The 24,823-nt window shown below is 72.6% G+C and carries 20 protein-coding genes; 13 read left to right on the top strand and 7 right to left on the bottom strand.

All coding sequences use genetic code 11. The features are described 5' to 3' along the window. Positions 1–185: LacI family DNA-binding transcriptional regulator (locus ABT137_RS43955; protein WP_351718053.1), on the bottom strand; the 185-nt coding region annotated here is incomplete at its 3' end. Positions 186–483: 298 nt separating this feature from the next. On the opposite strand from ABT137_RS43955, the gene ABT137_RS43950 reads away from it, so the two are divergent. Next, positions 484–2,454, top strand: coding sequence for a carbohydrate-binding protein (locus ABT137_RS43950; protein WP_351718051.1), 1,971 nt, complete (start codon positions 484–486; stop codon positions 2,452–2,454). 19 nt (positions 2,455–2,473) lie between these two features. On the opposite strand, the gene ABT137_RS43945 is transcribed toward ABT137_RS43950, so the two are convergent. Next, on the bottom strand, positions 2,474–3,340 hold the full coding sequence (locus tag ABT137_RS43945) for a helix-turn-helix domain-containing protein (RefSeq protein WP_351718049.1): 867 nt from the start codon (positions 3,338–3,340) through the stop codon (positions 2,474–2,476). A 295-nt stretch (positions 3,341–3,635) separates the two neighbouring features. Then, a complete protein-coding gene (locus ABT137_RS43940) occupies positions 3,636–3,956 on the bottom strand; it encodes a trypco2 family protein (protein WP_351718048.1) in 321 nt (106 codons plus the stop codon). Positions 3,957–4,047: 91 nt separating this feature from the next. Between ABT137_RS43940 and ABT137_RS43935 the strand changes: the two genes are divergently transcribed. From ABT137_RS43935 to ABT137_RS43910, 6 genes are all read left to right on the top strand, one after another. Next, entirely contained in the window at positions 4,048–5,406 is a 1,359-nt protein-coding gene (locus ABT137_RS43935; protein ID WP_351718046.1) for a S1 family peptidase, read from the top strand. A 43-nt stretch (positions 5,407–5,449) separates the two neighbouring features. Continuing rightward, positions 5,450–7,798, top strand: a complete 2,349-nt coding sequence (locus tag ABT137_RS43930; protein ID WP_351718044.1) for a tetratricopeptide repeat protein — start codon at positions 5,450–5,452, stop codon at positions 7,796–7,798. 85 nt (positions 7,799–7,883) lie between these two features. Continuing rightward, a complete protein-coding gene (locus ABT137_RS43925; RefSeq protein ID WP_351718042.1) occupies positions 7,884–9,275 on the top strand; it encodes a vWA domain-containing protein in 1,392 nt (463 codons plus the stop codon). Then, on the top strand, positions 9,272–10,294 hold the full coding sequence (locus tag ABT137_RS43920) for a hypothetical protein (protein ID WP_351718040.1): 1,023 nt from the start codon (positions 9,272–9,274) through the stop codon (positions 10,292–10,294). Before ABT137_RS43925 ends, ABT137_RS43920 begins: the two co-directional genes overlap by 4 nt. Further along, on the top strand, positions 10,291–11,553 hold the full coding sequence (locus ABT137_RS43915; protein ID WP_351718038.1) for an extracellular solute-binding protein: 1,263 nt from the start codon (positions 10,291–10,293) through the stop codon (positions 11,551–11,553). The genes ABT137_RS43920 and ABT137_RS43915 overlap by 4 nt, the downstream gene beginning before the upstream one ends. Before the next feature lie 194 nt (positions 11,554–11,747). Further along, positions 11,748–14,972, top strand: a complete 3,225-nt coding sequence (locus ABT137_RS43910; RefSeq protein WP_351718037.1) for a tetratricopeptide repeat protein — start codon at positions 11,748–11,750, stop codon at positions 14,970–14,972. Between the two features lie 14 nt (positions 14,973–14,986). Here ABT137_RS43910 and ABT137_RS43905 read toward each other — a convergent pair whose 3' ends face one another. Beyond that, a complete protein-coding gene (locus ABT137_RS43905; protein WP_351718035.1) occupies positions 14,987–15,412 on the bottom strand; it encodes a hypothetical protein in 426 nt (141 codons plus the stop codon). An 86-nt stretch (positions 15,413–15,498) separates the two neighbouring features. Between ABT137_RS43905 and ABT137_RS43900 the strand changes: the two genes are divergently transcribed. Beyond that, entirely contained in the window at positions 15,499–16,173 is a 675-nt protein-coding gene (locus tag ABT137_RS43900; protein ID WP_351718033.1) for an HAD family hydrolase, read from the top strand. 13 nt (positions 16,174–16,186) lie between these two features. Then, on the top strand, positions 16,187–16,894 hold the full coding sequence (locus tag ABT137_RS43895; RefSeq protein WP_351718032.1) for a hypothetical protein: 708 nt from the start codon (positions 16,187–16,189) through the stop codon (positions 16,892–16,894). 4 nt (positions 16,895–16,898) lie between these two features. On the opposite strand, the gene ABT137_RS43890 is transcribed toward ABT137_RS43895, so the two are convergent. Beyond that, a complete protein-coding gene (locus ABT137_RS43890; RefSeq protein WP_351718030.1) occupies positions 16,899–17,108 on the bottom strand; it encodes a DUF397 domain-containing protein in 210 nt (69 codons plus the stop codon). A 397-nt stretch (positions 17,109–17,505) separates the two neighbouring features. Between ABT137_RS43890 and ABT137_RS43885 the strand changes: the two genes are divergently transcribed. Next, positions 17,506–18,510, top strand: a complete 1,005-nt coding sequence (locus ABT137_RS43885; protein ID WP_351718028.1) for a substrate-binding domain-containing protein — start codon at positions 17,506–17,508, stop codon at positions 18,508–18,510. A gap of 3 nt (positions 18,511–18,513) precedes the next feature. On the opposite strand, the gene ABT137_RS43880 is transcribed toward ABT137_RS43885, so the two are convergent. Further along, on the bottom strand, positions 18,514–19,533 hold the full coding sequence (locus tag ABT137_RS43880; protein ID WP_351718026.1) for a LacI family DNA-binding transcriptional regulator: 1,020 nt from the start codon (positions 19,531–19,533) through the stop codon (positions 18,514–18,516). Positions 19,534–19,750: 217 nt separating this feature from the next. On the opposite strand from ABT137_RS43880, the gene ABT137_RS43875 reads away from it, so the two are divergent. The 3 genes from ABT137_RS43875 (at position 19,751) to ABT137_RS43865 (ending at position 22,693) form a co-directional block, all read left to right on the top strand. Then, positions 19,751–20,701: a TIM barrel protein gene (locus ABT137_RS43875; protein WP_351718024.1), complete on the top strand. Its 951-nt coding sequence runs from the start codon at positions 19,751–19,753 to the stop codon at positions 20,699–20,701. A gap of 112 nt (positions 20,702–20,813) precedes the next feature. After that, positions 20,814–21,830, top strand: a complete 1,017-nt coding sequence (locus ABT137_RS43870; RefSeq protein ID WP_351718022.1) for a Gfo/Idh/MocA family oxidoreductase — start codon at positions 20,814–20,816, stop codon at positions 21,828–21,830. Then, entirely contained in the window at positions 21,827–22,693 is an 867-nt protein-coding gene (locus ABT137_RS43865; RefSeq protein ID WP_351718021.1) for a sugar phosphate isomerase/epimerase family protein, read from the top strand. The genes ABT137_RS43870 and ABT137_RS43865 overlap by 4 nt, the downstream gene beginning before the upstream one ends. A 110-nt stretch (positions 22,694–22,803) precedes the next feature. On the opposite strand, the gene ABT137_RS43860 is transcribed toward ABT137_RS43865, so the two are convergent. After that, positions 22,804–24,792, bottom strand: coding sequence for an AfsR/SARP family transcriptional regulator (locus ABT137_RS43860; protein ID WP_351718057.1), 1,989 nt, complete (start codon positions 24,790–24,792; stop codon positions 22,804–22,806). Between the last annotated feature and the right edge of the window lie 31 nt (positions 24,793–24,823).

The raw sequence follows: 24,823 nt of genomic DNA, 5'->3' as shown, positions 1-24,823 counted from the left end.
ACCAGCTCCGTGACGACCGCGACCAGCTGCCCCTGGGTCTGCCGCTCGTACCCCAGGTCGGCCATCGCCTGCTCGACCGCCTCACGCGTCTTGCGGGACACCCCCTGACGCCGGTTGATCACACGGCTGACCGTCGCCTCACTCACCCGCGCCCGGCCCGCCACCTCGGTGATACCGACCTTCATACGGTTCCCTCCGTGCCCCCGTCGTGCCCCGTCGTGCGGCCCTCGTACTGGCCGTCGTGCGACCGTTCGCAGGCGTCGATGATACGCGGCCCTGCGAGAGGCACGCTCCCCGGCCCCACCTTGCTTGCAAGATTTGGATGAAAACTTTCGACCGAATCAGGCAGTCTCGAATGCGATATCACCGTGCCTCTTGCAACTTTGCTGTGCATGACCATTGAACGACATCTTCCGGCCCTGTTAGCTTTCGGCCACGAATCGGCCGCTCGCCCGCCCGCCGTAGCTGAAGACCGGAGACCCGATGAAGCCCTCAAGGCTCATGCTGCTCACCGCCGTTGCTCTGCTCACGCCGATCGCCCCCGCGACCTCCGCCACGGCGGCACCGCGCGCGGCCACCGACTCCCGTCCCCAACTCGCCCTGCCCGACCCAGGATTCGAGAACGGAGGCACGGGCTGGACCTTCGACCCGGGCACCGGGGTCGGTGCCGGCAACGTGCACAGCGGCAGCCGCTTCCTCTACCTGGACGCCGGCACCGGCAGGACCGCGCGGCTCGACCTCGTCGCGCCGCGGGACGGCAGCTACGACTTCTCCGCGTGGGTGGGGAGCGCCGGCACCGGCGGTACGTACACGATCCGGCGCAACGGCGAGACCGTCGGCACGGTGGAGCTGCCGCAGCGCGCCTCCTACGCCCGGTACACCGTCAGCCGGGTCGCGTTGAAGGCCGGTGACCGGCTGGAGATCGCCTTCGGCTCCGGCAGCAGCTGGGTCAACGCCGACGACCTGATGATCTCGCCCGCCGCGCCGGCCGACCCGAAGGTCACCTCGTCCGACCCCGAGGTCGTCGAGATGTTCGACTGGGCGAAGCGGAAGGCCAACAGCTGGGTGCAGCTGCCCGGCACGGTCGGCCCGGTCAACGCCGACGAGTACCACACGAGCGGCACCGGCACCGCGACGTACGGGCCCACCTACTGGGCCGGATACGCCAACCGCAGCGCGTACTACTCGCGCGACATGGCCCACCAGCTCGACGGCGCCCATCTCCTCGGCCTGGACACGGAGAACGAGACGATGCTCCGCTCGTACGCGGAGTCGGCGACCGCCGAGCACCAGTACTTCCCGGTGTGGTCGCTCAACTTCGACGCCAAGACGTACCTGAGCATCGACTACAAGAACCCGGACGACTTCGTGCGCGAGGTCCCGGCCGTCTTCGAACTCGTGGAGAAGGCGGCGCAGGCCTACCTCTGGACCGGCGACCGCAGATACGTCGACGACCCGGTGCTCTGGGACTTCTACCGGCACGCCACCGAGGACTTCATCGACCTCCACAACAGCGCCAAGGACAACGGCAGGGTCAAGGTCGCCGAGGGCACGGGCAAGGGCATCTTCGCCGGTGCCGCCAGCTACAACGAGCAGGACGGCGACGACCTCGCCGAGGCCGGGGACACCATCGCCTCGGAGTACCAGGCGTACCTGGCGATGGCCGTGCTCGCGCGCGGCAAGGGCGACACGAAGCTGGCGAAGACGTACGACCGGCGGGCCGCCGACCTGAAGGCGTACTTCAACGACGAGTGGAGCGGGACCGGCAGCGGAGCCGGCATGGTCCGCGCGTACACCGTCTCCGGCACCCCGGTCACCGGCTGGGGCAAGGAGAACAGCGTGTTCATGCCGATGAAGCAGATCATCGACCCCGGTCCGCGCAACGACGCCTACCTCGACTACATCCAGGCGCAGGAGCTGGGGCCCGAGGGCTCGCCCAACATCGAGTCGACGACGTACCTGCCCGACATGTTCTTCCGGAACAACCGCGCCGACACCGCCTGGTGGTGGATGAAGAAGATCTACGGCGAACGGGAGGTCCAGCACGTCAACTCCAGCCAGGGCCCGGACGGCGACTACCCCGAGGTGTCGTTCACCCTGGTCAGCCAGACCGTCGAGGGCCTGATGGGCATCACCCCGGACGCGGCGAACCATCAGGTGACGACGCAGTCGCGGCTGCCGTCCGGCATGAAGTGGCTCCAGGTGGCGGACGTGCCCGTCGGGACGGGCACGATCACCGTCCGGCACGACGCCGCGACGCGGACCACCCTCACCAACAACTCCCGCCACGGCGCCTACCGTTGGGAAGCCCGATTCCCCGGCGTCCACAAGAGGATCACGGTCGACGGCGTGCCGCAGCGGGCGCGCACCAAGACGGTGAACGGCGTGACGTACACGTACGCGACGCCGACGGTACGGGCGGGGGCGACCGCGGTGGTGCAGGTGTCCGGCTGAACAGCCGCTCGACGGTGGGTCAGCGCCCCCAGCCGGTACAGGCGGACGCGCCGTCGGGCAGCTCGACGCAGGCGCGTGCCTCGGACGGGCGCCCGACGCCGATCATCAGGGTGTAGAGATACCGGCCGGGCACCAGCACCAGCCGCGACTGGTGCCGCCCGTCGGTGGTGTCGACCCGCACCCGGTCCCCGGTGCCCCGCGCCGTGATCCGGCCCCAGGCCGCCCGGCACGCCGGACTGAAGCGGAGTTCCACGGTCCGCCCGGCGATCTCCCGTCGGGCCCGGGTGACCGCGTCCGTCCAGCAGTCCGTGTCGTGCTGTTCGGCGTCGCGGTCCGTGCAGGTCTCCCACGACCACGGCGGGCCGGAACCCCGGGACCGGAAGCCGCACCGAGGCACCGTCCTCCTCGTGGCGGCGGGGCCCGCGCTGGCCACCGCCCTCGGCGTGGGCGCCGTGCTGCCGTCCGGTCCGCCGGTCTCCGTGCGCCCGTCCGGTGTCGGCGGCTCCGGCTCCCGAGGTTCCTCCAGCACCGCTTCGGGGATCTCCGGCTGTTCCGGCTCCTGCGCAGCCGATGCCGGTGCCGGTGCCGGTGCCAGTGCCGGTGCCGGTGCCGTGAGACCCGGCGCGGTGTCGGAGATGGCCACCTCCCACAGCGCCGCCAGGCCGATCCGGTCGCCGCCGCACACGTCCGCCATGGTCTCGACGGCCTGCCGGGGCGGCGTCACCCTGCCGTTGAGGTAGCGCTCCCAGGACGACCTGCTGAACCCCGTCGTGGACGCCAACGCGGCCATGCTCAGTCCGCTGTGGTCCTTCAACCGGCGCAGCTCGACCACGAGCCGGCGGACCCGGGGATCCGTCGACTCGGGCAGCGCCTTCCGTCGCGGCATGCCCCAACCCTTCGCGTACGCCGTCGCGCACCCGTCCAGCCCCCGTCCCGCACCCTTCCCGCCTTCACGATATCTGCACATCCCGCCGTTCCGTCGTCCCGCGCGACGTCCCGGCAGCTCAGCGGCGGAATCGTCCCCGGTTGTCCCAACTGGCTTTGAGGTATGGCCGGTTGGGCGACGGCTCGGCCACGATGAGCCACGCACCGTCCGCACCGGGTTCCGGGGGTCACCATGACCGGCTCGCGCGGGGGCGACGGGGGTGTCCCCGCGCGAGCCCGACCCCGGCCGTCCCCGGCTAACCCCGGCCGAGTGGCCCGTCGTCCTCGCGGCTCACCTCGTGGTGGCGGCCGTCGGGGCGGGGCAGTGGTTTGAGGTCGACCTGGATGCGGTGCGTGGAGTCGTGGCTCACCGAGCCACCCAGCCGGGCCTCGACCACGCCCAGGCGCAGCCCCGCCCCGCCCTCGCCGGCCCGGTGGAACTGCACCGAGAACTCCAGGCTGACCTGTTCCACGCTGAACCGCCAGTCGCTCTCGGCTCCTTCGGCCTGCGCCCTGGCCAGCTCCGCACGCACCGTGCCGATGGCCTCCGCGAGACCGATCGGTTCCGGATCCCCCATGGCAACTCACCGCCGGTTTCCGTTGATTGACCGATCGAACCTGGTCACAAGTCTAGGGACCTACCATGCCCCGCGCGTAGTGTGAGACGGCATGGGGGAACTGCGTGCGGACTGGAGACTCCGGCTGCGACGCGGGGACGCGCACGGTCCCGTCTGCGGGGCCGGGGTTCTCGTCGATCAGCACACGGCACTGACCTGCGCACACGTGGTGCGCCACCCGGACGCCGTGATGTGGCTGGAGTTCGCCGAGAACAACGCGCTGGAACCGGTGGCCGCGCGGGTCCTGCCGGGCGGCTGGCTGCCGGAGGGCGAACACGGCGAGGACGTCGCGGTGTTACGGCTGGACAGTCCGCGGCCCCGGGCCCGCCCCGCCCGTCTGGAACCCCGGCTCCGGGCCGGTCTGGAGGTCTACGCGACCGGCTACGCGGAAGGCTTCGACGACGGCATGAACCTGTGGGGCCGGATCGGCGGCGCCAGTGGCGAGCGGGTGCAGCTCGACGCCGTCACCAAGGCGGAGGTGGTCCGCGCCGGCTTCAGCGGCGCCGCCGTGTGCACCCGGCCGCAGGAGGGCCGGCCGGCCCGGGTCGTCGGCCTCGTCGTCAGCTGGCGCGGCGACCTGGGTGAGCTGCTGCCCGAGGACAACCGGCTCGCCTTCTCGTATCTGATCCCGGTCGACCGTATCGCCGAACTCTCGCCGCTGATCAAGGAGTTGAGCAGCCGGGACGCCTGGGACCACGGCTTCGAGGAGCGGCTGACCCGGTGGTTCGGGGACCCGGACGAGGAGCCGGTGAAGATCACCGTGGTGCCGCCGGACAGCGGCAAGGACCGCTCGCTGCGCCATCTGCTGCACCACGCCGACATCGTCCACCGCGGCGGCGACAGCAGGCCGCACCTCGCCGATCACGCCCTGGGCCGGGTCTCCTTCCCGGTGGGCGAATACCTCGCCCACTGGGACTGGCTGCTCGGCACCGCGCGCCACCTCCCGGGCGCCGCCGCCCGCGCGCCCGCGCCGCCCATGCGGTCCATACGGTCCGTCCGGCCCAGGCACCCCGTCACGCTCGTCATCGACGGGCTCGACGAGGAACCCCGGCCGGGTCCGCTGCTCGAACTCCTCAGCCGATTAAGGGAGTTGGACTTCCGGTTGCTGCTCGTCTTCCGCCACGAGGGTGGCACCGGCTGGACCGCGGCCCGCGACGAGCTGCTGCGTCCCGCGCTGCTCCGCCACACGGACGCGCTGCTCGGCCGTCTGGAACGTGCGGAGTTCGGCAACGCGGTCCGCCGCGACGTCGTCGACAGCGCCTCCCTCGCCTCCGTCGCCGAGACGGCCGACCTGCGCCGGGCCGAGCGCCGCAGGATCGAGGCGTTACGGGACCCGCAGCAGCAGCTCACCCGGCTGCGCGCGCTGATCAGGACCCTGCGCGCGGACCTGGACCGCCAGGGAGGCCGCTGATGCGGCGCACCCGGACCGGGCCGGGAAGGCGGGCGACGCGAGGATGACCAGCTGCCCGCACCGGAGCTTCGACGGATCCCCCTGCGCCGGCACCGTCCTGCCCACCGGCTGGTGCGACCTGTGCGGCCGTGCCGAGGAGCACCCCGGGCTGCCCGTCCTGCCCGACGACCCGCGGGACCTCGGCCCCCGCGACCTCCTCGCGCTCCCGGAGCGCGCCGCGCGCCCCGCCGAGGCCCGCCTCGTCCGTCCCGACGCGCCGCTGCGCATCCACATGGGCTGCTCGGCCGCCGACTGCGGCATCACCTTCGCCCCGCCGTACACCGAGGGCCCGGTGCCCATCAAGGGGTACTGCCCGGCCTGCGGCGCACGCTACTCGTACGAGCCCGAACTCACCGCGGGCGAGCTGCTGCGCGACCAGTACCGGATCATGGGCCCCATCGCACACGGCGGCCAGGGCTGGGTCTACCTCGCCGAGGACACCCACCTCGGTGACGTCGTCGCCGTCAAGGGGCTGCTCAACCGGTACGAGCACGACGGCGCCCGGCTCGCCGACCTCGAACGCCGCAACCTCGTCGCCATCCGCCACCCGCGCATCGTCCAGATCCGCGACTTCGTCGCCCGGCGCGACGACGCCGGTGCCACCACCGGCGGCCACATCGTGATGGACGACGTCGGCGACGGCACCCTCGCCAAGGTCGTCGAGGAGACCCGGCGGGGCGAGTCGGTCCTCGACATCGAGCACGTCGCGGCGTACGGCTGCCAGATCCTCGAAGCCCTCGCGCATCTGCACGCCGGGGGCGAACGGGTCTTCGTCTACGGGGACATGAAGCCCTCGAACGTCGTGCACCACGGGAGAGGCGTCAAGGTCATCGACCTCGGCGGCATGCGCGAGGAGGGGCAGAGCGGGCCGCCCGCCCATGTCACCTCCGAGTACATGGCCCCCGAGACCGCGTTCTCCGGCCTGCCCACCGTCGCCCACGACCTGCACACCGTCGGCGTGACCCTGCGGGAGCTCGCCGGCTGGGCCGTCGACCGGGTGCCCGGGCTCGGCACCGACTCCTTCCGCCGGGTCGTCGAGCGCGCCGTCCGGGACGACCCCGGGCGGCGCTTCGCCGACGCCCGCGAGATGGCCGGCCAACTGCGCGGCGCGCTGCGGGAGATCCGCGCCCTGCGCGGCAAGAGCGACCCGCCCGAGCCCTCCGACTACTTCCGGCCGTCGCCGCACCTGCTCGGCGCCCGGCTCGGCACCGTGCCGGGCATCGAGCACTGGCTGGCACGGCCCCGCCGCGACCGGTACGAGCCGCCGCTCGCCCCGGCCCTCGACCTCGGTGCCCCCACGCCCGCCGAGATCGCCGGCTGTCTCCCGGTGCCGAGGCGGTATCCCGGCGACCCGCAGACCGCGCGGTTCGAGGTGAGCAGCGGCTACGACCCCGGGCAACTCCTCGACCAGGAGGACGAGAAGCCGCGCTCGGTGGAGATCTGCCTGCACAACGTGCGGGTCCTGCTGAGCCGCAACACCCGGGAGGACCTGGAGCGGGCGCAGACCGAACTGGACACCGCCGACTCCATCCCGGGGCCGTCCGCGGTACGCCGGTGGCGGCTGGAGTGGCACCGCGCCCTGCTCGCGCTGCGCAGCGCCGGCCTCGACGGCAGCCCGAAGCAGGTCGCCGACGCCCGGGGCCACTTCATGCGGGTCCATCTCGAACTGCCCGGCGAGTACGCCCCCAAGCTGGCCCTCGCCTACTGCGGGGAACGGCTCGGCGACGACGCGGCCGGGCCCACCGCCAGGGAGCTGTACGAGGCGGTGTTCGCCCGCAACCCCGCGCACGGCGGCGCCGCCCTGGGCCTGGCCAGGCTCGCGCTGCGCGCGGGCGACCGGCGGGCGGCCCTCGACGTGCTGGGCCGGGTGGGGCCCGGCACCCTGGACCACACCGTCGCCCGGATCGCGTCCCTGCGCATCCGCGCGGCCCGGCTGCCCGGGGACGTCGATCCTCCCCCGGACTCCGTCCGGGGGGACCCCCATCTCGCTTCGCTCGCCGCGCCCGCCGAGGTCGACGCGGCACTGGCCGAACTGCCCGGCCTGGTGGGCCGCAGGCCGGGCGCCGGTGAGCCGAGCCTGTCCGAGGACGAGGCGCTGCGGCTCCGTACCGAGCTGCACGAATGGAAACTGGACGCGCTGCACCGCCTCAACGACCGGTCCGGTCCCGCGGGCCGCGGCGCCGGCCGGCTGGACGTCCGCAGGCTGAGACGTCTGACCCCGCCGGAGCGCGAGCTGCGCCGGCGGATGGAGTCGCTCTACCGGCAACTGGCCGCCCGGCACCGCGAGTCGGCCGCCGCCCACGAGCACCTCGTCGACCTCGTCCACGCGGTGCGACCCCAGACCCTGTTCTGACCGCACGGCACGAGCCACGTTCCGACCGCACGGCACGACCCACGTCCCTCGCACGGCACGAAGGGAAGGAGCGGTGACGCAGGACATGAGCAGTCACACCCGGCCGTCGCAGCCGGGCATCCGGCTGCGGGTCGACCTCGACGGCGATCCGCGTCCGCACCGCAGCGCGAAGATCGAGGCGCGTCTCCGGGTCGACGTGGCCGCCGACGGCGCCCCGACCGACCTGCCCGCGGTCGAACTCGCCGTGATCATCGCGGTGGACGTGGCCGAGCGCAACCGGGCGGCGGTCCGGCACGCGCTGCCCGCCGCGTTGCGCGCCCTGCCCGACCGGATCTCCTTCGCGGTCCTGGCCGGCGGCCCCGAGCCGGTCCGGTGCTATCCGCGGGGCGACGACGAGTGGGCCGTCGCCGATCAGTACCACCGGCGCCGGGCGGCGTTCGTCGCGGGCTCGCTGCCGCTGCACCGGGACGCCCCGAGCCCCGCCGGGTACGCGGTGTGGGCGGCCGGGGCGCGCGCCCTGCTCGCCGGCCGCCCGCTGTCCGTGCGGCATCTGGTGCTGATCACCGACGGCAGCAGCGCCGCCGGGGAGCGTCGTCTGGAGGAGGAACTGGACCTCTGCTCGGGGCAGTTCACCTGTGACGTGTTCGCGGTGGGCGCGGACTGGACCCCCGACCCGCTGCTGGTCCTCGCGGAACGGCTGCACGGCACCGCGCAGTTCGTGGACGACGGCCTCGGCCAGGCGGTCACGGACGCCATCGCGCGGCTGCGCCGGGTGCACACGCCCCAGCTGCCGATCGAGGTGACCCTGCGGCCCTCCGTGCGGCAGGTCTCGCTCAGCGAGAAGGCGCCCCGGCCGCACCGCCTCGGCGGGCTGCCCGAGCCCGGCCGGCCGCACCGCTGGAGCTTCCCGACGTACCAGTGGGAGCAGGGCAGCCGGGACTACCTGCTCACGCTGGTCGCGGACGCCGATGCCGACCCGCTGGAGACCGAGCTGCAGTTCGCCATGGTCTCCCTCGGGAACGTCCACGCGCCGGTCGTCGCCCGCTGGCACCTGCCCGACCAGTCCGCGCCCGACGCCCCGGCCGCCGGTCCCGGCAGCGTGCTCGGCCTCAACGCCACGAGCCAGATGCGCGGTGCCCTGCGCGAGGGGCTCGCCGCGCTTCAGGGGCAGCGGCGGGACGCCGCCGAGGACCGGCTGGGGCTGGCCGCCCGCCTTGCGGCGCGGTTCGGCACGAGCTGGGTGCTGGACGAGATCCGTACCGTCGCCGACATCGAGGACGCGGCCGCCGGGCGGATCCGGCTGCGCGCCGTCGACGCCGGCACCCTCGGCCCGATGATCCTGCGCGCCGTGTCCCGTCCCGGCGCGCTGCCGCCCGACGCCGTCGACCCACCGCCGGGCCCGCGCTGCGGCAACTGCGGCCGCCGGGCCGGGAGCGAGGCCCGTCACTGCATCGCCTGCGGGGAGAAGCTGCTGTGACGACCGTACGCATCGCCTTCCCGCGGCGGTACTCCCCCGCCGCCTTCTGGCGCCGGCGGCTGGCCCCCTGGCGGACCCGCCGGCTGCTGGAAACGCACCTGCTGGTGCTGTTCCTGTGCGCGGCCCTCGCCTCGACCGCCCTGTTCTCCTCCTACCGGCAGACCCAGCGCGGCGCCGAGGACCTCGCCTCCCGTGAGGCGCCGGCCGTGCAGGGGCTCGCCGCCACCCGGCTGGCGGCGCTCCGTGCCGACCAGGAGGCCCATGCACTGGTACGGATGCGCCTGGTCGACGTGGCGGGCTCGGGCGAGACCTACCGGTCCCAGCTCTCCGCGGCCGACCAGGGCCTGTCCCGGATCGCCGACCGCACCGACCAGGACCTCGGCACGGTCATGGGTCTGCTGAACACCTACAGCACCTCGCTCAACCTCGGTACGTCCCTCTACAGTGACCAGCCGCTGATGCGGGAGCAGAAGCTCGACGAGGCGGACTCGCTGCTCACCCGCGACAAGGTGGGGCTCTCCCCTCGCCTGGACGAGCTGCAGAAGGCCCAGATGCGGCACGCCAGGACCACGGCCGCCATGGGGCGGTGGCAGCAGGCCGGGTGGTGGCTCGCCGAACTCGCCCTGGCCGCCCTGGCGCTGACCCTGCTCTCGGCACTGTTCGTGCTGCGCGACCGCTGCGGCCGCGACTGGAACCCGTACCTGCTCGCGGCCCTCGTCCTCACCGTGCTGCTCGCGGTGTTCCCGCTGCTGACGACGTCCGCCACCGCGAACGACCTCGGCGGGGCGCTCAGGGACCTCCAGCAGATCACCGACGTGTCCCGGCATACCGGCACGGGGCTGGCCGAGGCGCAGCAGAGCGTCACACAGACGTCGGAGGAGGTCCGGCAGCAACTGACCGACGGCGCCTGGACCGACCGGGTGTACCGGGCCACGGTCGTCGGCGGCCTGCTGGTCGTCGTGCTGCCCGCGCTGGGGCTCGGGCTCCGGCTCGACAGCGACTACTGGAGGCGGCGGTGACCCGGCGGTTCAAGGTACTGGTCGTGCTCGTGGTCATGGTGCTGATCGCCGCCGGGGGCATGGTGGTGGCCTGGGCGCGGCACGACGACGGGGAGCCGGTGACCATCCTCGGCACCTGGACCGGGGACCAGGCGGACCAGTTCGAGAAGGTGCTACGGGGCTTCGGCATCCCCTTCCGCTACCAGGGCACCGCGGCCCAGCGTGAGGTGCTGCTCTCCAAGGTCCAGTCGGGAGAACCGCCGGACATCGTGATCATGCCGGGCATCGGCGAGCTCGCCGAGTACGCCGACCAGGCCCGCCTCAAGCCGCTGAACGACCTCTACGACCCGGCGCAGTACGGCGCCCCGTGGAACGCGACCGGCACGACCTCCTCGAAGGTCTACTGGGTCCCGGTCAAGGCGGACCTGAAGAGCATCGTCTGGTACCGGAAGGGCGAGAAGCCCGCCGACTCACCCGCGCCGCTGCGGAGTTGGTGCATCGGCATGGGGGACGACGGCGCCTCGGGCTGGCCCGGCACGGACTGGATCGAGGACCTTGTGCTGCAACGGGCGGGCCCGGCCGTCTACGAGAAGTGGGCGCTGGGCACGGGCACGGCGCAGTGGTGGCGCAGCGCTCCGGTGCGCTCTGCCTGGGAGGCGTGGGCCGGGCTGCTCGGGCAGGACCGGACCGCGGCCGGACACGCCCTGCTCACCGACCACCGCGGCTCCCCGAAGAGCCACGGGCTGCTGTTCGGCGGCTGGGGCGGGTGCAGCCTGGAGCACCAGGGCTCCTTCGCCCGCTCCTTCTACGAGTCCGACGCACCGCGCGCGAGCCTGCTGGACTCCGCCCCGCTGCTGCCCGGCGGCGGCCGGGTGCGGGCCCACGAGGTCACCGGTGACTTCGCGGCGCTGTTCAGCAGCCGCGCCCAGGCCAGGGAACTGGTCCGGAAACTGGCCTCGAAGGAGGGCCAGCAGAAGTGGGCAGGCCTGGGTGTCTTCTCGGCGAACCGCCAGGTGAGATCGGGGCACAGCGCGGTCGAACGCGAGATCTCCGAGCGGCTCCGGACGGGCCCGCGTTGCCTGGACGCCTCGGACGTCATGGCGCCCGCCGTACGGGACGCCTTCTACGAGGCCGTCCTGCAGACCATCGCCAGGGTCGCCACCGGTCAGGACCCGGGCATCCAGCGCCTCCTCCAGGATGTGCAGCGGGTGCAGGACGCCCGGTCAGCGCAGGGCACCGACAGCAGAGCGGCTCCGCGGACGGTGTGCAGCTCGCGGTGACGGGCTGCGGCCGGGTCGCGGTGTGCCGCTGACCGGTTCGAAAGGGAGTACACCCGCCTGCACTGTCCGTTACAGTCGCTTGCTGTCGCTGCGGTTCGGGTCGTTGCCGCCTAGGGGGAGCCGTGGGCCGGTCAGGGCGTGTGGGGCTGGTGGTCAGTGCGCGATGGTTCGCGTACGAAGATGATCAGGCATACATGCACGAGGCCGCGGAGGTCATCGCGGACGCCCTGTACGACCCGGTCCTGGGGGCCTGCGAGCCCGCGGTCGCGGGGCTGCGGGTGCTGCGGGACCCGACCAAGCAGGTCCTGGAGGAGCGGGTCCGGGAGGCCTTCGCGGCCGCCTCGCTCGCCGGCGCCACGCTGGTGCTGTACCTGATCGGTCACGGGTCCTCGGACTTCGACGACGACCTGTACTACTTCGTCCCGGCCGATCACCCGATCAGCCTGCTGCAACTGCCTGCCCGGGGGTATCCGTTGGGCGCGCGCCTGCGTGCCCTCCACGGCGAGTTCCCCGGCTCGGACGGCGTGATCCTCGTCATCGACACGTGCCAGTCGGGACGGCTGGCCGACGAACGCAGCTGGTCGATGCCGATGAAGCGGATCTCGGTGTCCACCGCCACCAGCCTCGAGTGGGGCTCGCAGGCCCGCTTCAGCCGGGCGGTGGCAGAGTACCTGGAGTCCGGTATCGACGACGCGGGCCGGTACCTGAGGGCGTCGGACTTCCAGCGCCACATCCCGCACTGGGAGGACCAGTTCCCGCACCACTTCGTCCACGACGAGAGCGACGACGCGGGTCTGTGGCTCAGCGCGAACCGTGCGAGCCGCAAGGGTCTGGTGGCGGACCTGGTCGCCCGGGTCACCCGCAGGCAGGGCGGTCTGCACGAGATCCACCGCCGCTACCAGCGCCCCGAGGGCCATGATCCGGTGGCGCGGTCCGTGCGGGAGCACCGCAGGGTGGCCGTCCTGGGGGCGAGCGGCTCCGGGAAGAGCGCCACGCTGCAGATGACGGCGATCGACCGCATCGATCCGGGCCGGGCGGGCCCGAACCCGGATCGGTCGTTGCCCCGTCAGGCGGTGGCGTTCTTCCCGATCGCGGCCGACACGACGCCGGAGGAGTTCGCCAGAGAGATCAACGAGCAGCTGTACATGTCGGCCCGCGAGGCCTTCCTCGAAGCGGAGGAGTCCTTCCTGCAGAACATGCCGCAGGAAGAGGTGGAAGCGCTGCCGGCCACCGAGCGCTGGCTCACCGGACCGTTGCGGCACCTGCCGGGCGAGGTGGAGGTCCTTGTCGTCATCGACGCGCTGGACCAGCTCCCGGCCGAGGCCGAGACGGCGGTGACGGCGTGCATCACCGAACTCGGCGACGCGGACCGCTACGGCCACGTGAGCACGGTGGTGTCGGTCCGTCACCGGCCCGAGTACGGCTACCCCGCCGTCGTCCCGGCCGGCTTCGAATGTGTCGCGGTGCCCCCGTCCACGGACCGCCAGGTGCGCCGGTACGCGGAGCGCAGGAACATTCCCCCCGACCGGGTCGCCGACATCCTGCGGATCTCGGAGGGCAACTGGCTGATCGTCACCCTGTTGTGCAACGAGATCAGCGGCCGCCCCGCGCGCGAGACCGACCGTGACACGGGGCTGCCCACCACCCGCGAGGAACTCTACGACCGGCTCCTGGCCCGCGCCCTCGGCGAGTACCGCCGCGAGCAGCGCGAGGACGCCGACCGGCGCCTGGCCGCGGTCCTGGCCGTGCTGGCCTACGGCGGCGAGAGTGTCCTGGTCCCGCTGGCGGTACTGCACGCCGCGTCCGAACGCCTGGGCGGTCCGGCGACCGTCGCGGGCGTGCGCACGGCCCTGGTCGCCCTGCACCACCTGGTGGAGCGCGTCGAACCGGGCACCGAAAGCGAGCAGCTCACCGCGATCCACCCCACCTTCATCCACCACCTGCACCACTCGCGGACCCCGGTGCTTCCGAGCGACGTCAGCGCCCACTCGGCGATCGCCGACGCCCTGGCTAAGCTCGCTCCCATGGCCGAGGGCAGGAACAGCGGCGACGATCCGGTGCGCGCCTACGCCGAGCGCAGCGAAGCCTCCCACCGGTGGGACGCGGGAGACCCCGACGGCGCCATCGACGTGCTGATCGGCCGTCCGGCGGCGCTCGCCGGAGAGAACAGGCTCCGCTGGGAACGCTGGACCCGGACCATCACCGACACCCTGGGACCCGCGGACCTGCGCAGCCTGCGGGCCAGGCGCGAACTCGCCTCCTGGACCAGCCGCTGCGGCCTGTTCGCGTCCGCCACCCAGCTGTACGCCCAGCTCCTGCCCGACGTCACCCACGCCCTGGGCACCGACGACACCCTCGCCATGCGCGTGGAACTGGACGCGGCGCTCACCCGGGGCGTCTCCGGCCACGCCGCGGAAGCCCGCGACCTCCTCCAGGATCTGGTGCCGCGCCTACGCGACGCCCAGGGCCCGCACAGCGAACTCACCCTGGAGGCCCGGCACGCCCTGGGAAGCTGGACCGGGCTGGCCGGCGCCCCCCGAGCTGCCATGGACCAGATCCGCGAGGTCCTGCGGGAATGCCGCGAGCACCTGGGCGAAGAGCACGCCGAGACGCTCGCGTGCCGCAACAGCCTGGCCCGCTGGACCGGCGAATCCGGCTACCCGGCCCAGGCGGTCGAGGAGTTCGAGGCGCTGCTCCCCCTGCAGATCCGCCGTCTCGGCCCCCTGCACCGCGAAACCCTGCGCACCCGCTACAGCATCGCCTACTGGAGCGGGGAGGCCGGACGGCCCGAGCAGACCCTCGCACTCCTGCGCGACCTGGTGCAGCAGCAGACCGAAGGCCTCGGCGAGGACCACCCCGACACCCTGCGCACCCGGCACGGCATCGGTCTGTGGAGCGGTGTCAACGGCGATCCGGCCGAAGCCATCCGGATCCTCACCGACCTCATGCCCGCGCGCATCCGCGTCCTGGGCCCCGACCACCCCGACACCCTGCGCACGCTGAACAACCTCGGCCGGTGGACCGGCGTCCTGGGCCGCTACGACGACGCCATCCGTGTCCTCGAGGAAACACGCGAACGCCGTACGCGCACCCTCGGCGCCTCCCACCCCGACACGATGCGCACCGTCAACAACATCATCGACTTCACCGGCGCGGCCGGAGACCCCGCACGCGCCCGCCAACTCGCCGACGAGCTGCTGCCGTTGCAGCAAACCGTCCTGGGCCCGCACCACCAGGACACCCTGCGCACCCGCTTCAACCAGGCCAAATGGCAGGCCGCGCAAGGAGATACCGCAGGCGCCCTGGCCAACCTGCGCGACCTTCTGCACGACCAGCAGACCGCCATCGGGCACGAGCACCCGAACACCCTGCGCACCGCCGAGGAGATCGCCGCACTGGAGCAGCAGGCGGGCGAGTGAACCCGCCCGGCCCCTCACTCCCCCTGGGCCGCCTCCGCGTCGTCCTCGTCCGGCGCGCCCTGCAGTTCACGCAGGCCCCGCACCACCTCATCGCTCTCGCCCCGCAGCACCACCTCGCGCACCACACCGTCGGGGCCGGTGACCCGGACGGCGGCCTCCAGAGGTACCGACGCGTCACGGGAGCGGGCCTCCCGCCGCGCGCTGATGATCATGAGCACCGCCTCCAGCGTCGCGGGAGCCATCTCCAGGAGGAACCGGAGCAACTCGCCGCCCTGGCGGCCGGGCACGGAGGCGTCCGCCACCCGATCCACCCCGCCGGACACGGCCGGAAGGCCCACCAGATCGCCCCGGATGTCCTTCAGCACCCCACGGGCCGCTTGAACCGACCCGTCGGAGACGACCGGCGGGGAGACCGCTATCTCGACCGACCAGGTGCCCATCGTTCCTCCGCCCTCCGCACGGCGACCCCTCCGGAGTCGCCGACCGCAACCATATTGGCCAACTCACCCCCTTGGACCGGCATTTCATGAACTCCCCGACCGAACTCGTCATCTTCGACTGCGACGGGGTCCTGGTCGACAGCGAACGCCTCGCCGTACGCGTCGACTCCGCGCTGATCACCGAGCTCGGCTGGTCCCTGACCCCGCAGGACATCGCCCAACGCTTCGTCGGCCACTCCAGGCAGTACATGCGCGAGCAGATCGAACACCATCTCGGCCGCCCCCTGCCCGACAACTGGCAAGAGCCCTTCGAACAGGCCTACTGGGCCCTGATCGACAAGGAACTCACCGCCGTGGACGGGGTCAGGAACGTCATCGAACACCTCGCCGTCCCCTACTGCGTCGCCTCCAACGGCAGCCACTACAAGATGACCCGCTCCCTGCGCCGCGCCGGCCTGCTGGCCCTGTTCACCGGGCGGATGTTCAGCGCGGACGACGTGGCTCGCCCCAAGCCCGCGCCCGACCTCCACCTGCACGCCGCAGCCCGGATGGGCGTCCCTCCGCAGCACTGCGTGGTCATCGAGGACAGCCCCTTCGGCCTCGAAGGTGCCCGCACGGCCGGAATGCGCACCTTCGGCTACACCGGCGGGGTGAACACGGCCGAGCAACTCGAAGGACCCGGAACCCGCCTCTTCCACGACATGCGCGACCTCCCCGGCCTGCTGGGCGACGCGATCGTGCCCGGCATCACCCAGCGTTGAGCAAGGAGGCACCATGAGCTCCATATACGGCTCGGACGGTCGTGCCGCAGCCCTGCTGCGTCAGGTGCCGACGGCTTCCGAGATCGCGAACTGGCCACACCGGGCACGGGCCGCGTCCGGCGCATTCCAGGACGCCGCCCGGGTCCTCACCACCACGGTCCACGCCTGTGCCGTCGACGACCGCGTCGAATGCGACGACAGATACGACATGTTCGACCAGGTGCTCGTTGCCGCGCAGCGCTGCGGAAAGGACCAGTACCTCAGCGAGCCGCTCCAGCAGATCCACTCCGGAAAGGTCAGCCTGGCCGCTTGGACAGCAGCCCAGTGGGCCCGCCTGCTCTGCGACCGGAACGATCGATACCGCTTACGGGGTTTGATCGGCCAGGTCATCGACGAGGTCTGGCGCGCCGGGACGGCACTCGACCTGGAGGTTCAGGGCCCTCCCGAGGGCGTCCGATCGGCGTGCGGGCAGCTGGCACGGCACATCCAGCACGAGGGCAACGTCCCGGACCCCGCCGTGGCCGGGATCATCGCACAGTTGTCCCGCGCCTACGCGAGCACCAGCCACTCCACAACCGCGGCGCACGGTATCGTCGCCGGCGCGCTCGTGGACGCCGGCCGAAGCCACGATCTTGTCCACGAGGGAACAGCACGCTACGGCCCCGGCGTGACCTTCTTGGGCGACGCGCTGATGCTGATCCTCCACCCGCCGTCGAGCTGAGCCGTCAGCCGCTCAACTCCCCGCCTTTCACAGCGAAGACGAAGGCCGACCGCCCCTCGGCCGGAAACGCTGTCGCGGGACCGTGCGGGATCTTGCTGTCGCGAACCGGGACGACGGCGGCAAAGTCGTCGGACACCTCGATGCACGCGCCACCGTCCTGATTGCCGTCACTGCTCTTGCGCCACGAAGCAGCGTTCAGGCCGGGGATTCGCAAGGCACTTCCTGGAGCGGCAGGGCGTACCAGTCGCCGCCCGCACCGGCCGGCACATCGCCGTCTGCCGCTCCTGACGCCCGGCTTCCAGGCTGTCGGCGCTCCCACGCGGACGGCTTCGGGATTTGTTGGAACGTCATGACAAAGCGATTGACATCCCCTGGAGGCCGCCCCATAGTACGTGTCACTAGAGCGCGCTAATAAAGCGCTCTAGTGCAGCCACAAGCCGTCGGCGGCCGCACCCCTGGCCGTCGGCGAGGAGCTCCATCCCCGCCCCGTGCGAGGCACCCGGCCGGCCACCGGTGCCCTCAGCCCACGGCGACATTCCCCCCTCCCCGTCACTCACGGCTCGTTCCGCTCCGCAGAGCCGACCCAGACCGCACAGCGAGGTGCAAGGGACATGCACAGAAACCACCGAGCCGCCGCCATGGCCGCCACCGTTCTCGCGGGCGTCCTGCTCGCCGCGGGCTGCTCCAGCAGCTCCGGCGGCAAGAAGTCCGAGGACAGCGGCGCGGCCGCGGCCGCCGGCAAGGCGTCCACGCCCCGCATGACGGTGGCCATGATCACTCACGCCGAGCCCGGCGACACCTTCTGGGACCTGATCCGCAAGGGGGCCGCCGCGGCCGCCGCCAAGGACAACATCAAGCTGGTCTACTCCAGCGACCCCAGCGCCCCCAACCAGGCCAACCTGGTGCAGAACGCCATCGACCAGAAGGTCGACGGCATCGCCCTGACCGCCGCCACGCCCGACGCGCTGAAGTCCGTCGTGGCCAAGGCCAAGGCCGCGGACATCCCGGTCGTCGGCTTCAACTCCGGTGTGGACGACTGGAAGAAGCTCGGCATGCTGGAGTACTTCGGCCAGGACGAGAGCATCGCCGGCGAGGCCTTCGGGGAGCGCCTCAACCGGCTCGGCGCCACGCACGCCCTGTGTGTCGTGCAGTCCCAGGGCCAGGTCGCCCTCGAAGCCCGGTGCGCGGGTCTCGCCAAGGGCTTCAAGGGCAGGACGGAGAAGATCTACGTCAACGGCACCGACATGCCCTCCGTCAAGTCCACCATCACCGCCAAGCTCCAGCAGGACTCCTCGATCGACCAGGTCGTCACGCTCGGCGCCCCCTTCGCCCTGACCGCTGTCCAGTCCGTCAAGGACGCCGGCAGCAAGGCCGAGGTCGCCACCTTCGACCTCAACAAGGACCTGGTGTCCGCCGTCCAGGACGGCTCCGTCGAGTTCGCCGTCGACCAGCAGCCGTACCTGCAGGGCTACCTCGCCGTCGACGCCCTGTGGCTGTACAAGAACAACGGCAACTACAGCGGCGGTGGCGCCGAACCCGTCCTGACCGGACCCGCGTTCGTCACCAAGGACAACGCCGACAGCATCGCCGAGTTCGCCGCCGACGGCACCCGCTGACGCTCAGTCAGTGATCACCGGGCGGGCCGTCTCCTGCGGGGGCGGCCCGCTCGTGCCGCGCACCACCAGTTTCGGGTCCAGCACCGCCTCCCGCGGCTCCAGTTCGGGCTCCTCCAGCCGCTCCACGGCGAACCGCACCGCGTACTCGGCCATCAGCCGCGCGTCCTGGCGGACGGTGGTCAGGCCGATCGGCATGAGGTGGGAGAGATGGCTGTCGTCGAAGCCGACCACGGAGACGTCGCCCGGGACCTCGACACCGCCCCGCGTCATCGCCATCAGCACGCCCATCGCGCACCGGTCGTTGCCCGCCAGCACCGCCGTCGGCAGCGGCAGCCCGCGGTCGCGTTCGGCGAGCAGCAGCCGTCCGGTCTCGATGCCGGACTGCTCCGTGTGCTCACCGGGTACGACCCGGATCTCCGGTTCCAGTCCGTGCCGGCGCATCGCGGCCCGGTAGGAGCGCCGCCGCTCGGCCGAGCCGGGACCCCGGCCGCCGTCGATGTGCACGATCCTGCGGTGCCCGAGCTCGACCAGGTAGTCCATGGCCTGCCGGACGCCCTTGCTCTCCGCACTGTGCACGAAGTCCACCCGGGCCCGCGGCACCCGGCTGCTGACCGACACGGTCACGACACGCCGGCCGAGTTCGTCCAGGTAGCCGGGGTCCGCGTCCGGGCCGAGCAGGATCAGCGCCTCGCAGCGGTGCCCGAGCAGCGCCTCGACGGCCTTCTCCTCGCTGCGGCCCTCGGCGGCGGCGGAGAGCAGCACGTCGTAGCCGAGCCGCTCGGCCTCCGGGTAGATGCCCTCGATGAGATCGGTGTGGAAGGTCTGGTGGACGGTGAACATCACGCCGAGGGTGCGGCTGCGGCCCCGGGCCAGCAGCCGGGCCGCGCTGTCGGGGCGGTAGCCGATCTCGTCGGCGACCCGCAGCACCCGCTCGCGCGTCTCCTGACTCGCCCCCGGCTGGTTGCGGAACACGATCGACACCAGCGCCCGGGAGACACCCGCCTTCTCGGCGACGTCGGCCATCGTCGGCCGCCGCCTGCCCGCCGCATCCACCTGTGCACACCCACCCTTCGACGGAGCCCACCCTAGGCCCTGCCCCGGGAAACTCCCGGAAATCCCCCGGCAACAAGGTATTGACATGACATTCGGACAGGGGCCATCGTACTGCACTAGAGCGCGCTAGTAGAGCGCGACAGAGAACCGCCTCACGCGGCAGAGCCCCCTCTCCGAAGGACACGCCATGGCAACGGCGCCATCCGCCCTCCGCACCACCGCCGGCAACCTGTGCCTCGGCTCGGCCCCCGACTCCTGGGGCATCTGGTTCCCCGAGGACGAGCACCAGGTGCCGTACACCCGCTTCCTCGACGAGCTGAAGCAGGCCGGTTACGAGTGGTTCGAACTCGGCCCCTACGGCTACCTCCCCACCGACCCGCGGCGGCTGCAGGAAGAGCTCGACGCCCGCGGGCTCAAGGTCTCCGGCGGCACCGCGTTCGGCGCGCTGCACCGCCCCGAGGCCTGGGACGAGATGCTCGCCCATGTCCGGCAGGTCGCCGCGCTGACCCAGGCCGCCGGCGCCCACCACCTGGTCCTTATCCCGCCCATGTACCGGGACGAGAAGACCGGCGCGTTCACCGAGTCGCCCGAGCTGACCGCCGAGCAGTGGGCGGGCTTCGGCAGGGCCGCCGACCGGCTGGGCCGGCTGCTCCTCGACGAGTACGGCGTACGGCTGGTGATCCACCCGCACGCCGACAGCCACATCCAGACCCAACCGGAGATCGAACGGCTGCTCGACGAGTCGGACGGCCGGTACACGAACCTGTGCCTGGACACCGGGCACGTGGCCTACGGCGGTGGTGACAACGTCGACCTGATCCGCCGCTTCGGCGAGCGCGTCGGCTACGTCCACATCAAGCAGATGGACCCGGAGATCCTCGCCCAGGTCGCCGCCGAGGACCTCGGCTTCGGCGAGGCCGTGAAGCGGGGCGTGTGCGTCTCGCCGCCGGCCGGGGTACCCGACCCCGCCGAGGTGATCGCCGAGCTGGCCGGGCTCGACGCCGAACTGTTCGTGATCGTCGAGCAGGACCTGTACCCGTGCGCCCCCGAGGTACCGCTGCCCATCGCCACCAGCACCCGTGAGTACCTGAACGGCCGCGGGCTGTCCGGTACCCGGCGCCCCGCCCTCGACCGGTGAGGAGGCGGGCCCATGAACGTCAGGAGACCAAGGGCCGCACCCTCGAATCCCTCGAAACCCTCGAAGCCGAACTCCGGGCGCGCTTCTCCTGAAACCCCATGAAGGGACGACCATGACCGTACGTGTAGGAGTCGTCGGCGCCGGCTGGATCGGCAACGAGCACATCCAGCGCCTCACCCACACCGTCACCGGAGCCCGCGTCACCGCGGTCGCCGACATCGACCCGGCCCGTGCCGCCGGGGCCGCGGAGCCGGTCGGCGCCCGGGTGCTGCCCGACGGGGCGGCCCTGGTCGCGGCGGACGACGTGGACGCCGTACTCGTCACCTCCTGGGGCCCCACCCACGCCGAACACGTGCTGAACGCGATCGCCGCCGGAAAGCCGGTGTTCTGCGAGAAGCCCCTCGCGACGACCACCGAGGACTGCCTGCGCATCGTCGAGGCCGAGCAGGCCCACGGCCGCCGCCTGGTCCAGGTCGGTTTCATGCGCCGCTACGACGCCGGCTACCGGCAGCTCAAGCAGGTCATCGACGCAGGCCGCATCGGCGAACCGCTGATCGTGCACTGCGCCCACCGCAATCCGACCGTCCCGGAGTCGTACACCTCCGCGATGGCCGCGCTGGACACGGCCGTGCACGAGGTCGACGTGCTGCGCTGGCTCCTGGACGACGAGATCGTCTCCACCCAGGTGATCACCCCGCGTGCCACGAGCAGGCGGTTCGCGCACCTGAAGGACCCGCAGATCATGCTCTTCGAGACCGCCAAGGGCGTCCGGATCGACCTGGAGGTCTTCGTCAACTGCCGGTACGGCTACGACATCCAGTGCGAGGCGGTGGGTGAGGAGGGCCTGGTCCGGCTGCCCGACCCGGCCGCGGTCGCCGTCCGTACCGCAGGACAGCACAGCACGGCGGTCCTCACCGACTGGGTGGGCCGCTTCAGGGACGCCTTCGACACCGAGTTCCGCGAGTGGATCGCCAACCTGGCGGCGGGCGAGGAACCCACCGGTCCGTCCGCCTGGGACGGCTACGCCGCCACCGTCATCACCGCCGCGACCGTCGAGGCCCTGGAGTCGGGCACCGTCGTCGCCACCGACCTCAAGCCCCGCCCGGCCTGCTACGGAGGTACCGCGTGAAGATCGCCCTCGACCCGTACATGTTCCGTGCCCTGCCGATCGACGACATGGTGCGCACGGTCGCCGAACTCGGCTACGAGTACATCGAGTTGTCGCCGCGCGACGACTTCATGCCGTTCTTCCTGCACCCGCGCGCGGACGACGGCCGGATCGCCGGGCTGAAGAACTCCCTGCGCACGCACGGCGTCCAGCTGTCGTCCGTGCTGCCGCTGTACAAGTGGTCGTCCCCGGACGAGACGGAGCGGCAGGCGGCCGTCCGCTACTGGAAGCGGATGATCGAGATCACCGCCGATCTCGGATGCACCCTGATGAACAGCGAGTTCAACGGCCGTCCGGAGCGGGCCGCGGAGAGCGAGGCGGCCTTCTGGCGCTCCCTGGAGGAGCTCCTCCCCCTCTTCGAACGCGAGGGCATCGCCCTCAACCTGGAGGCCCATCCGGACGACTTCTGCGAGGAGAACACCCCCGCGGTCGCCCTGGTCCGCGCGATCAACAGGCCGTGGGTGAACTACCTCTACTGCGCCCCGCACTCCTTCCACCTCTCCGGCGCCGACCCCACGGCCGACATCGCGGCGATGCTGCGCCACGCCGGCGACAAGCTCGGGCACGTGCACATCGCGGACTCCTTCAACCACAAGGGCTCCAGCGGGCTGCGCTACATCCTCAACCCGCCCGGCACCCCGGCCCGCATCCACCAGCACCTCGACATCGGCCAGGGCGAGGTCGACTGGGACGCCTTCTTCGGCACCCTGCGCGAGCTGGACTTCGACGGGGTCGCCACCGCCTGCGTCTTCGCCTGGGAGGAACGGGCCCGCGAGTCCTCGGCGTTCATGCTGGACCGCATCAAGAAGGAGCTGGCGGCCTAAGCGCTTCGCTGGAAGTGCCGCGATGCGTCGTCGTTCGACCGCGGCGCCGTCGCGGCTGGTTGCGCAGTTCCCCGCGCCCCTTCGGGGCACTGCCGAACCGCGGGACCCGTTTAGCCGAGGGCCTCTTCCATCGCCGCCAGCCAGCCGTCGACCGGCCCGGCCGTCAGCAACCCGCTGCCCGCACCGGCGAGTTGACCGGTGGCCGGGCGCAGGGCCGCCAGGCAGCGGCGCAGGGCCGGCCGGTCGCCGAGGTCCAGGGCGACGGCCGCCACGGCACACCACAGCGCCTCCTGCACGAGGTCGGCAGGCGGCTCGGGCAGCCCGCGCAGCGCGTCGCGGGCTGCCGTCTCGTCGGCGGCGGCGAGGGCGAGCGCGGGCCGGACCCAGGGGAGGTACGGCCCCCAGTCGGCGGCCGGGTCGACGGCCTCCCGGATGCCGTACGGCCGCCCCGCCAGACGGAGGCAGAGCAGCGCGAGGGGAAGCAGCCCGTCGCGCACCCCGGGCATACCGGGCCCGTCGAGGAGCCGGCCGACCTCACGGTAGGCGGCGTCGGCGGCACCGGTTCCTCCCCGGCCGTACTCTGTCTCACCCGTCGCCGCCAGGCGCAGCGCCCGGTATCCCTGCGTGAACACCCGTACCAGCGGCAGTTCATGACGGTCCGCCAGCCGGTCGGCAGCCCCCGCGTGCGCGTCGGCCGTCGTGAAGTCGGAGAGCGCGGCACGCGCCTGTGTCCGGATCAGGTGGCCGAGTACTTCGTAGGTGACCAGGCCGTGCCGGGCGGCGAGGGCGACCAGTTCGGTGCCGACGGCGTCGCGGCGCGGGGCGAGGCCGGTCCGGGTGCAGGACTGCATGAAGACGCCGTTGAGGGCGAAGGCGAGCAGCGCCGGGTCGTCCAGGCGGCGGGCGAGGTGCTCGGCCTCGGCGGCGGCCGCCACGGCGCGGCCGGATCCGGTGCCGCGGGACTCCAGGGCGATGGTGGCGAGCAGCCGGCAGCGGGCCGCGTCCTGGGCCGGGGTGGCGGGGAGGCGGACGAGCGCCCGTTCGGCGGCCCCGACGATGCGGGCGGCGGCCGTCTCGTCGTCGGACCTGGGCCAGATCGCGGGGACGTCGTAGGCGCCGATGACCCGGGCGGTGAGTTCCGGGTCGCCGGACTCCTCGGCCGCGGTGATCGCGGCGAGCCGGTGTTCGAGGGCGGCGGCCAGCCCTCCGGAGCCGGTCACCGCGAGCGTGCGCAGCAGTCCGACGGTCGATTCGAGCCGGACCCGGGCACCGGCGGCGACGTTACGGTCGTACGCCTCGGCCGCCCGGGACCAGACCCGGGCCGCGCCGGCTTCCCGGGCGGCGGGGGCGTCCAGGCCGGGGTCCTGGGCGAGCACGTCGGCCTCCAGCCGGCGCAGCGCCCGGCCGGGGTCGACGCCCAGCCGGCCGGTGAGGGTCGCGCGGGCCCGGCGCAGCACCGCGAGGGCGTCGCCCTGGCGGCCGGTCCGGTAGAGGGCGAGCGCCAGCAGCCGCCAGGCCTCCTCGCGCCACGGGTGCCCGGTGAGGTGGGCGTCCAGGTCGGGCACCGCCTCGGCCGCCCGGTCCGCCGCCAGCAGCGCCTCGGCCCGCTGCTCCACGGCCCGCAGCCGCAGCTCGGCGAGCCGGCCGCGCTCGCCCCCGCACCACTGCTCGTCCGCGAACTCGGCGTAGGCGGGCCCCCGCCACAGTTCCAGTGCCTCGCCCAGCAGCCGCGCGGCCCGCTCGGGCTCCGCGTGTGCGGCGGTGCCGACGGCCGTCTCGAACCGCCAGGCGTCGACCTCTTCCGCGCGCAGGGCGTAGCCGGGGCCGTCGGTGGCCAGCAGCCGGGCCGGGGTGCGGGGCGGCCGGCCGGGTTCGAGGGCCCGCCGCAGATCGCCCACGAAGGTGCGGATCGCGCCGACGGCGGTGGGCGGCGGCTCCTCCCAGAGGTCGGCGACCAGCCGGGCGACGGGCACCACGCGCCTGCGGGCGACGAGCAGCCGGGCCAGTACGGCGCGGTGCCGGGGGCCCTTCAGGGCGAGCGGGAGGCCGGCGCGCTCGGCCGTCACGGGTCCGAGCACCCCGAAGGCGACCTGGTCGATCCTCACCCGCCCACCGTACGTGCTGCTGATC

It is taken from the genome of Streptomyces sp. NPDC001980 (assembly GCF_040296885.1).
In the GTDB taxonomy this organism is placed as follows: Bacteria; Actinomycetota; Actinomycetes; order Streptomycetales; family Streptomycetaceae; genus Streptomyces.
This window is presented reverse-complemented; position numbering and strand designations above follow the sequence as displayed.

Bases quoted from the DNA above. Each gene is read 5' to 3' on its own strand.
- ABT137_RS43950 (WP_351718051.1), top strand. From the start codon at position 484: ATGAAGCCCTCAAGGCTCATGCTGCTCACCGCCGTTGCTCTGCTCACG.
- ABT137_RS43945 (WP_351718049.1), bottom strand. From the start codon at position 3,340: ATGCCGCGACGGAAGGCGCTGCCCGAGTCGACGGATCCCCGGGTCCGC.
- ABT137_RS43940 (WP_351718048.1), bottom strand. From the start codon at position 3,956: ATGGGGGATCCGGAACCGATCGGTCTCGCGGAGGCCATCGGCACGGTG.
- ABT137_RS43935 (WP_351718046.1), top strand. From the start codon at position 4,048: ATGGGGGAACTGCGTGCGGACTGGAGACTCCGGCTGCGACGCGGGGAC.
- ABT137_RS43930 (WP_351718044.1), top strand. From the start codon at position 5,450: ATGACCAGCTGCCCGCACCGGAGCTTCGACGGATCCCCCTGCGCCGGC.
- ABT137_RS43925 (WP_351718042.1), top strand. From the start codon at position 7,884: ATGAGCAGTCACACCCGGCCGTCGCAGCCGGGCATCCGGCTGCGGGTC.
- ABT137_RS43910 (WP_351718037.1), top strand. From the start codon at position 11,748: ATGCACGAGGCCGCGGAGGTCATCGCGGACGCCCTGTACGACCCGGTC.
- ABT137_RS43905 (WP_351718035.1), bottom strand. From the start codon at position 15,412: ATGGGCACCTGGTCGGTCGAGATAGCGGTCTCCCCGCCGGTCGTCTCC.
- ABT137_RS43900 (WP_351718033.1), top strand. From the start codon at position 15,499: ATGAACTCCCCGACCGAACTCGTCATCTTCGACTGCGACGGGGTCCTG.
- ABT137_RS43895 (WP_351718032.1), top strand. From the start codon at position 16,187: ATGAGCTCCATATACGGCTCGGACGGTCGTGCCGCAGCCCTGCTGCGT.
- ABT137_RS43885 (WP_351718028.1), top strand. From the start codon at position 17,506: ATGCACAGAAACCACCGAGCCGCCGCCATGGCCGCCACCGTTCTCGCG.
- ABT137_RS43880 (WP_351718026.1), bottom strand. From the start codon at position 19,533: ATGGCCGACGTCGCCGAGAAGGCGGGTGTCTCCCGGGCGCTGGTGTCG.
- ABT137_RS43875 (WP_351718024.1), top strand. From the start codon at position 19,751: ATGGCAACGGCGCCATCCGCCCTCCGCACCACCGCCGGCAACCTGTGC.
- ABT137_RS43870 (WP_351718022.1), top strand. From the start codon at position 20,814: ATGACCGTACGTGTAGGAGTCGTCGGCGCCGGCTGGATCGGCAACGAG.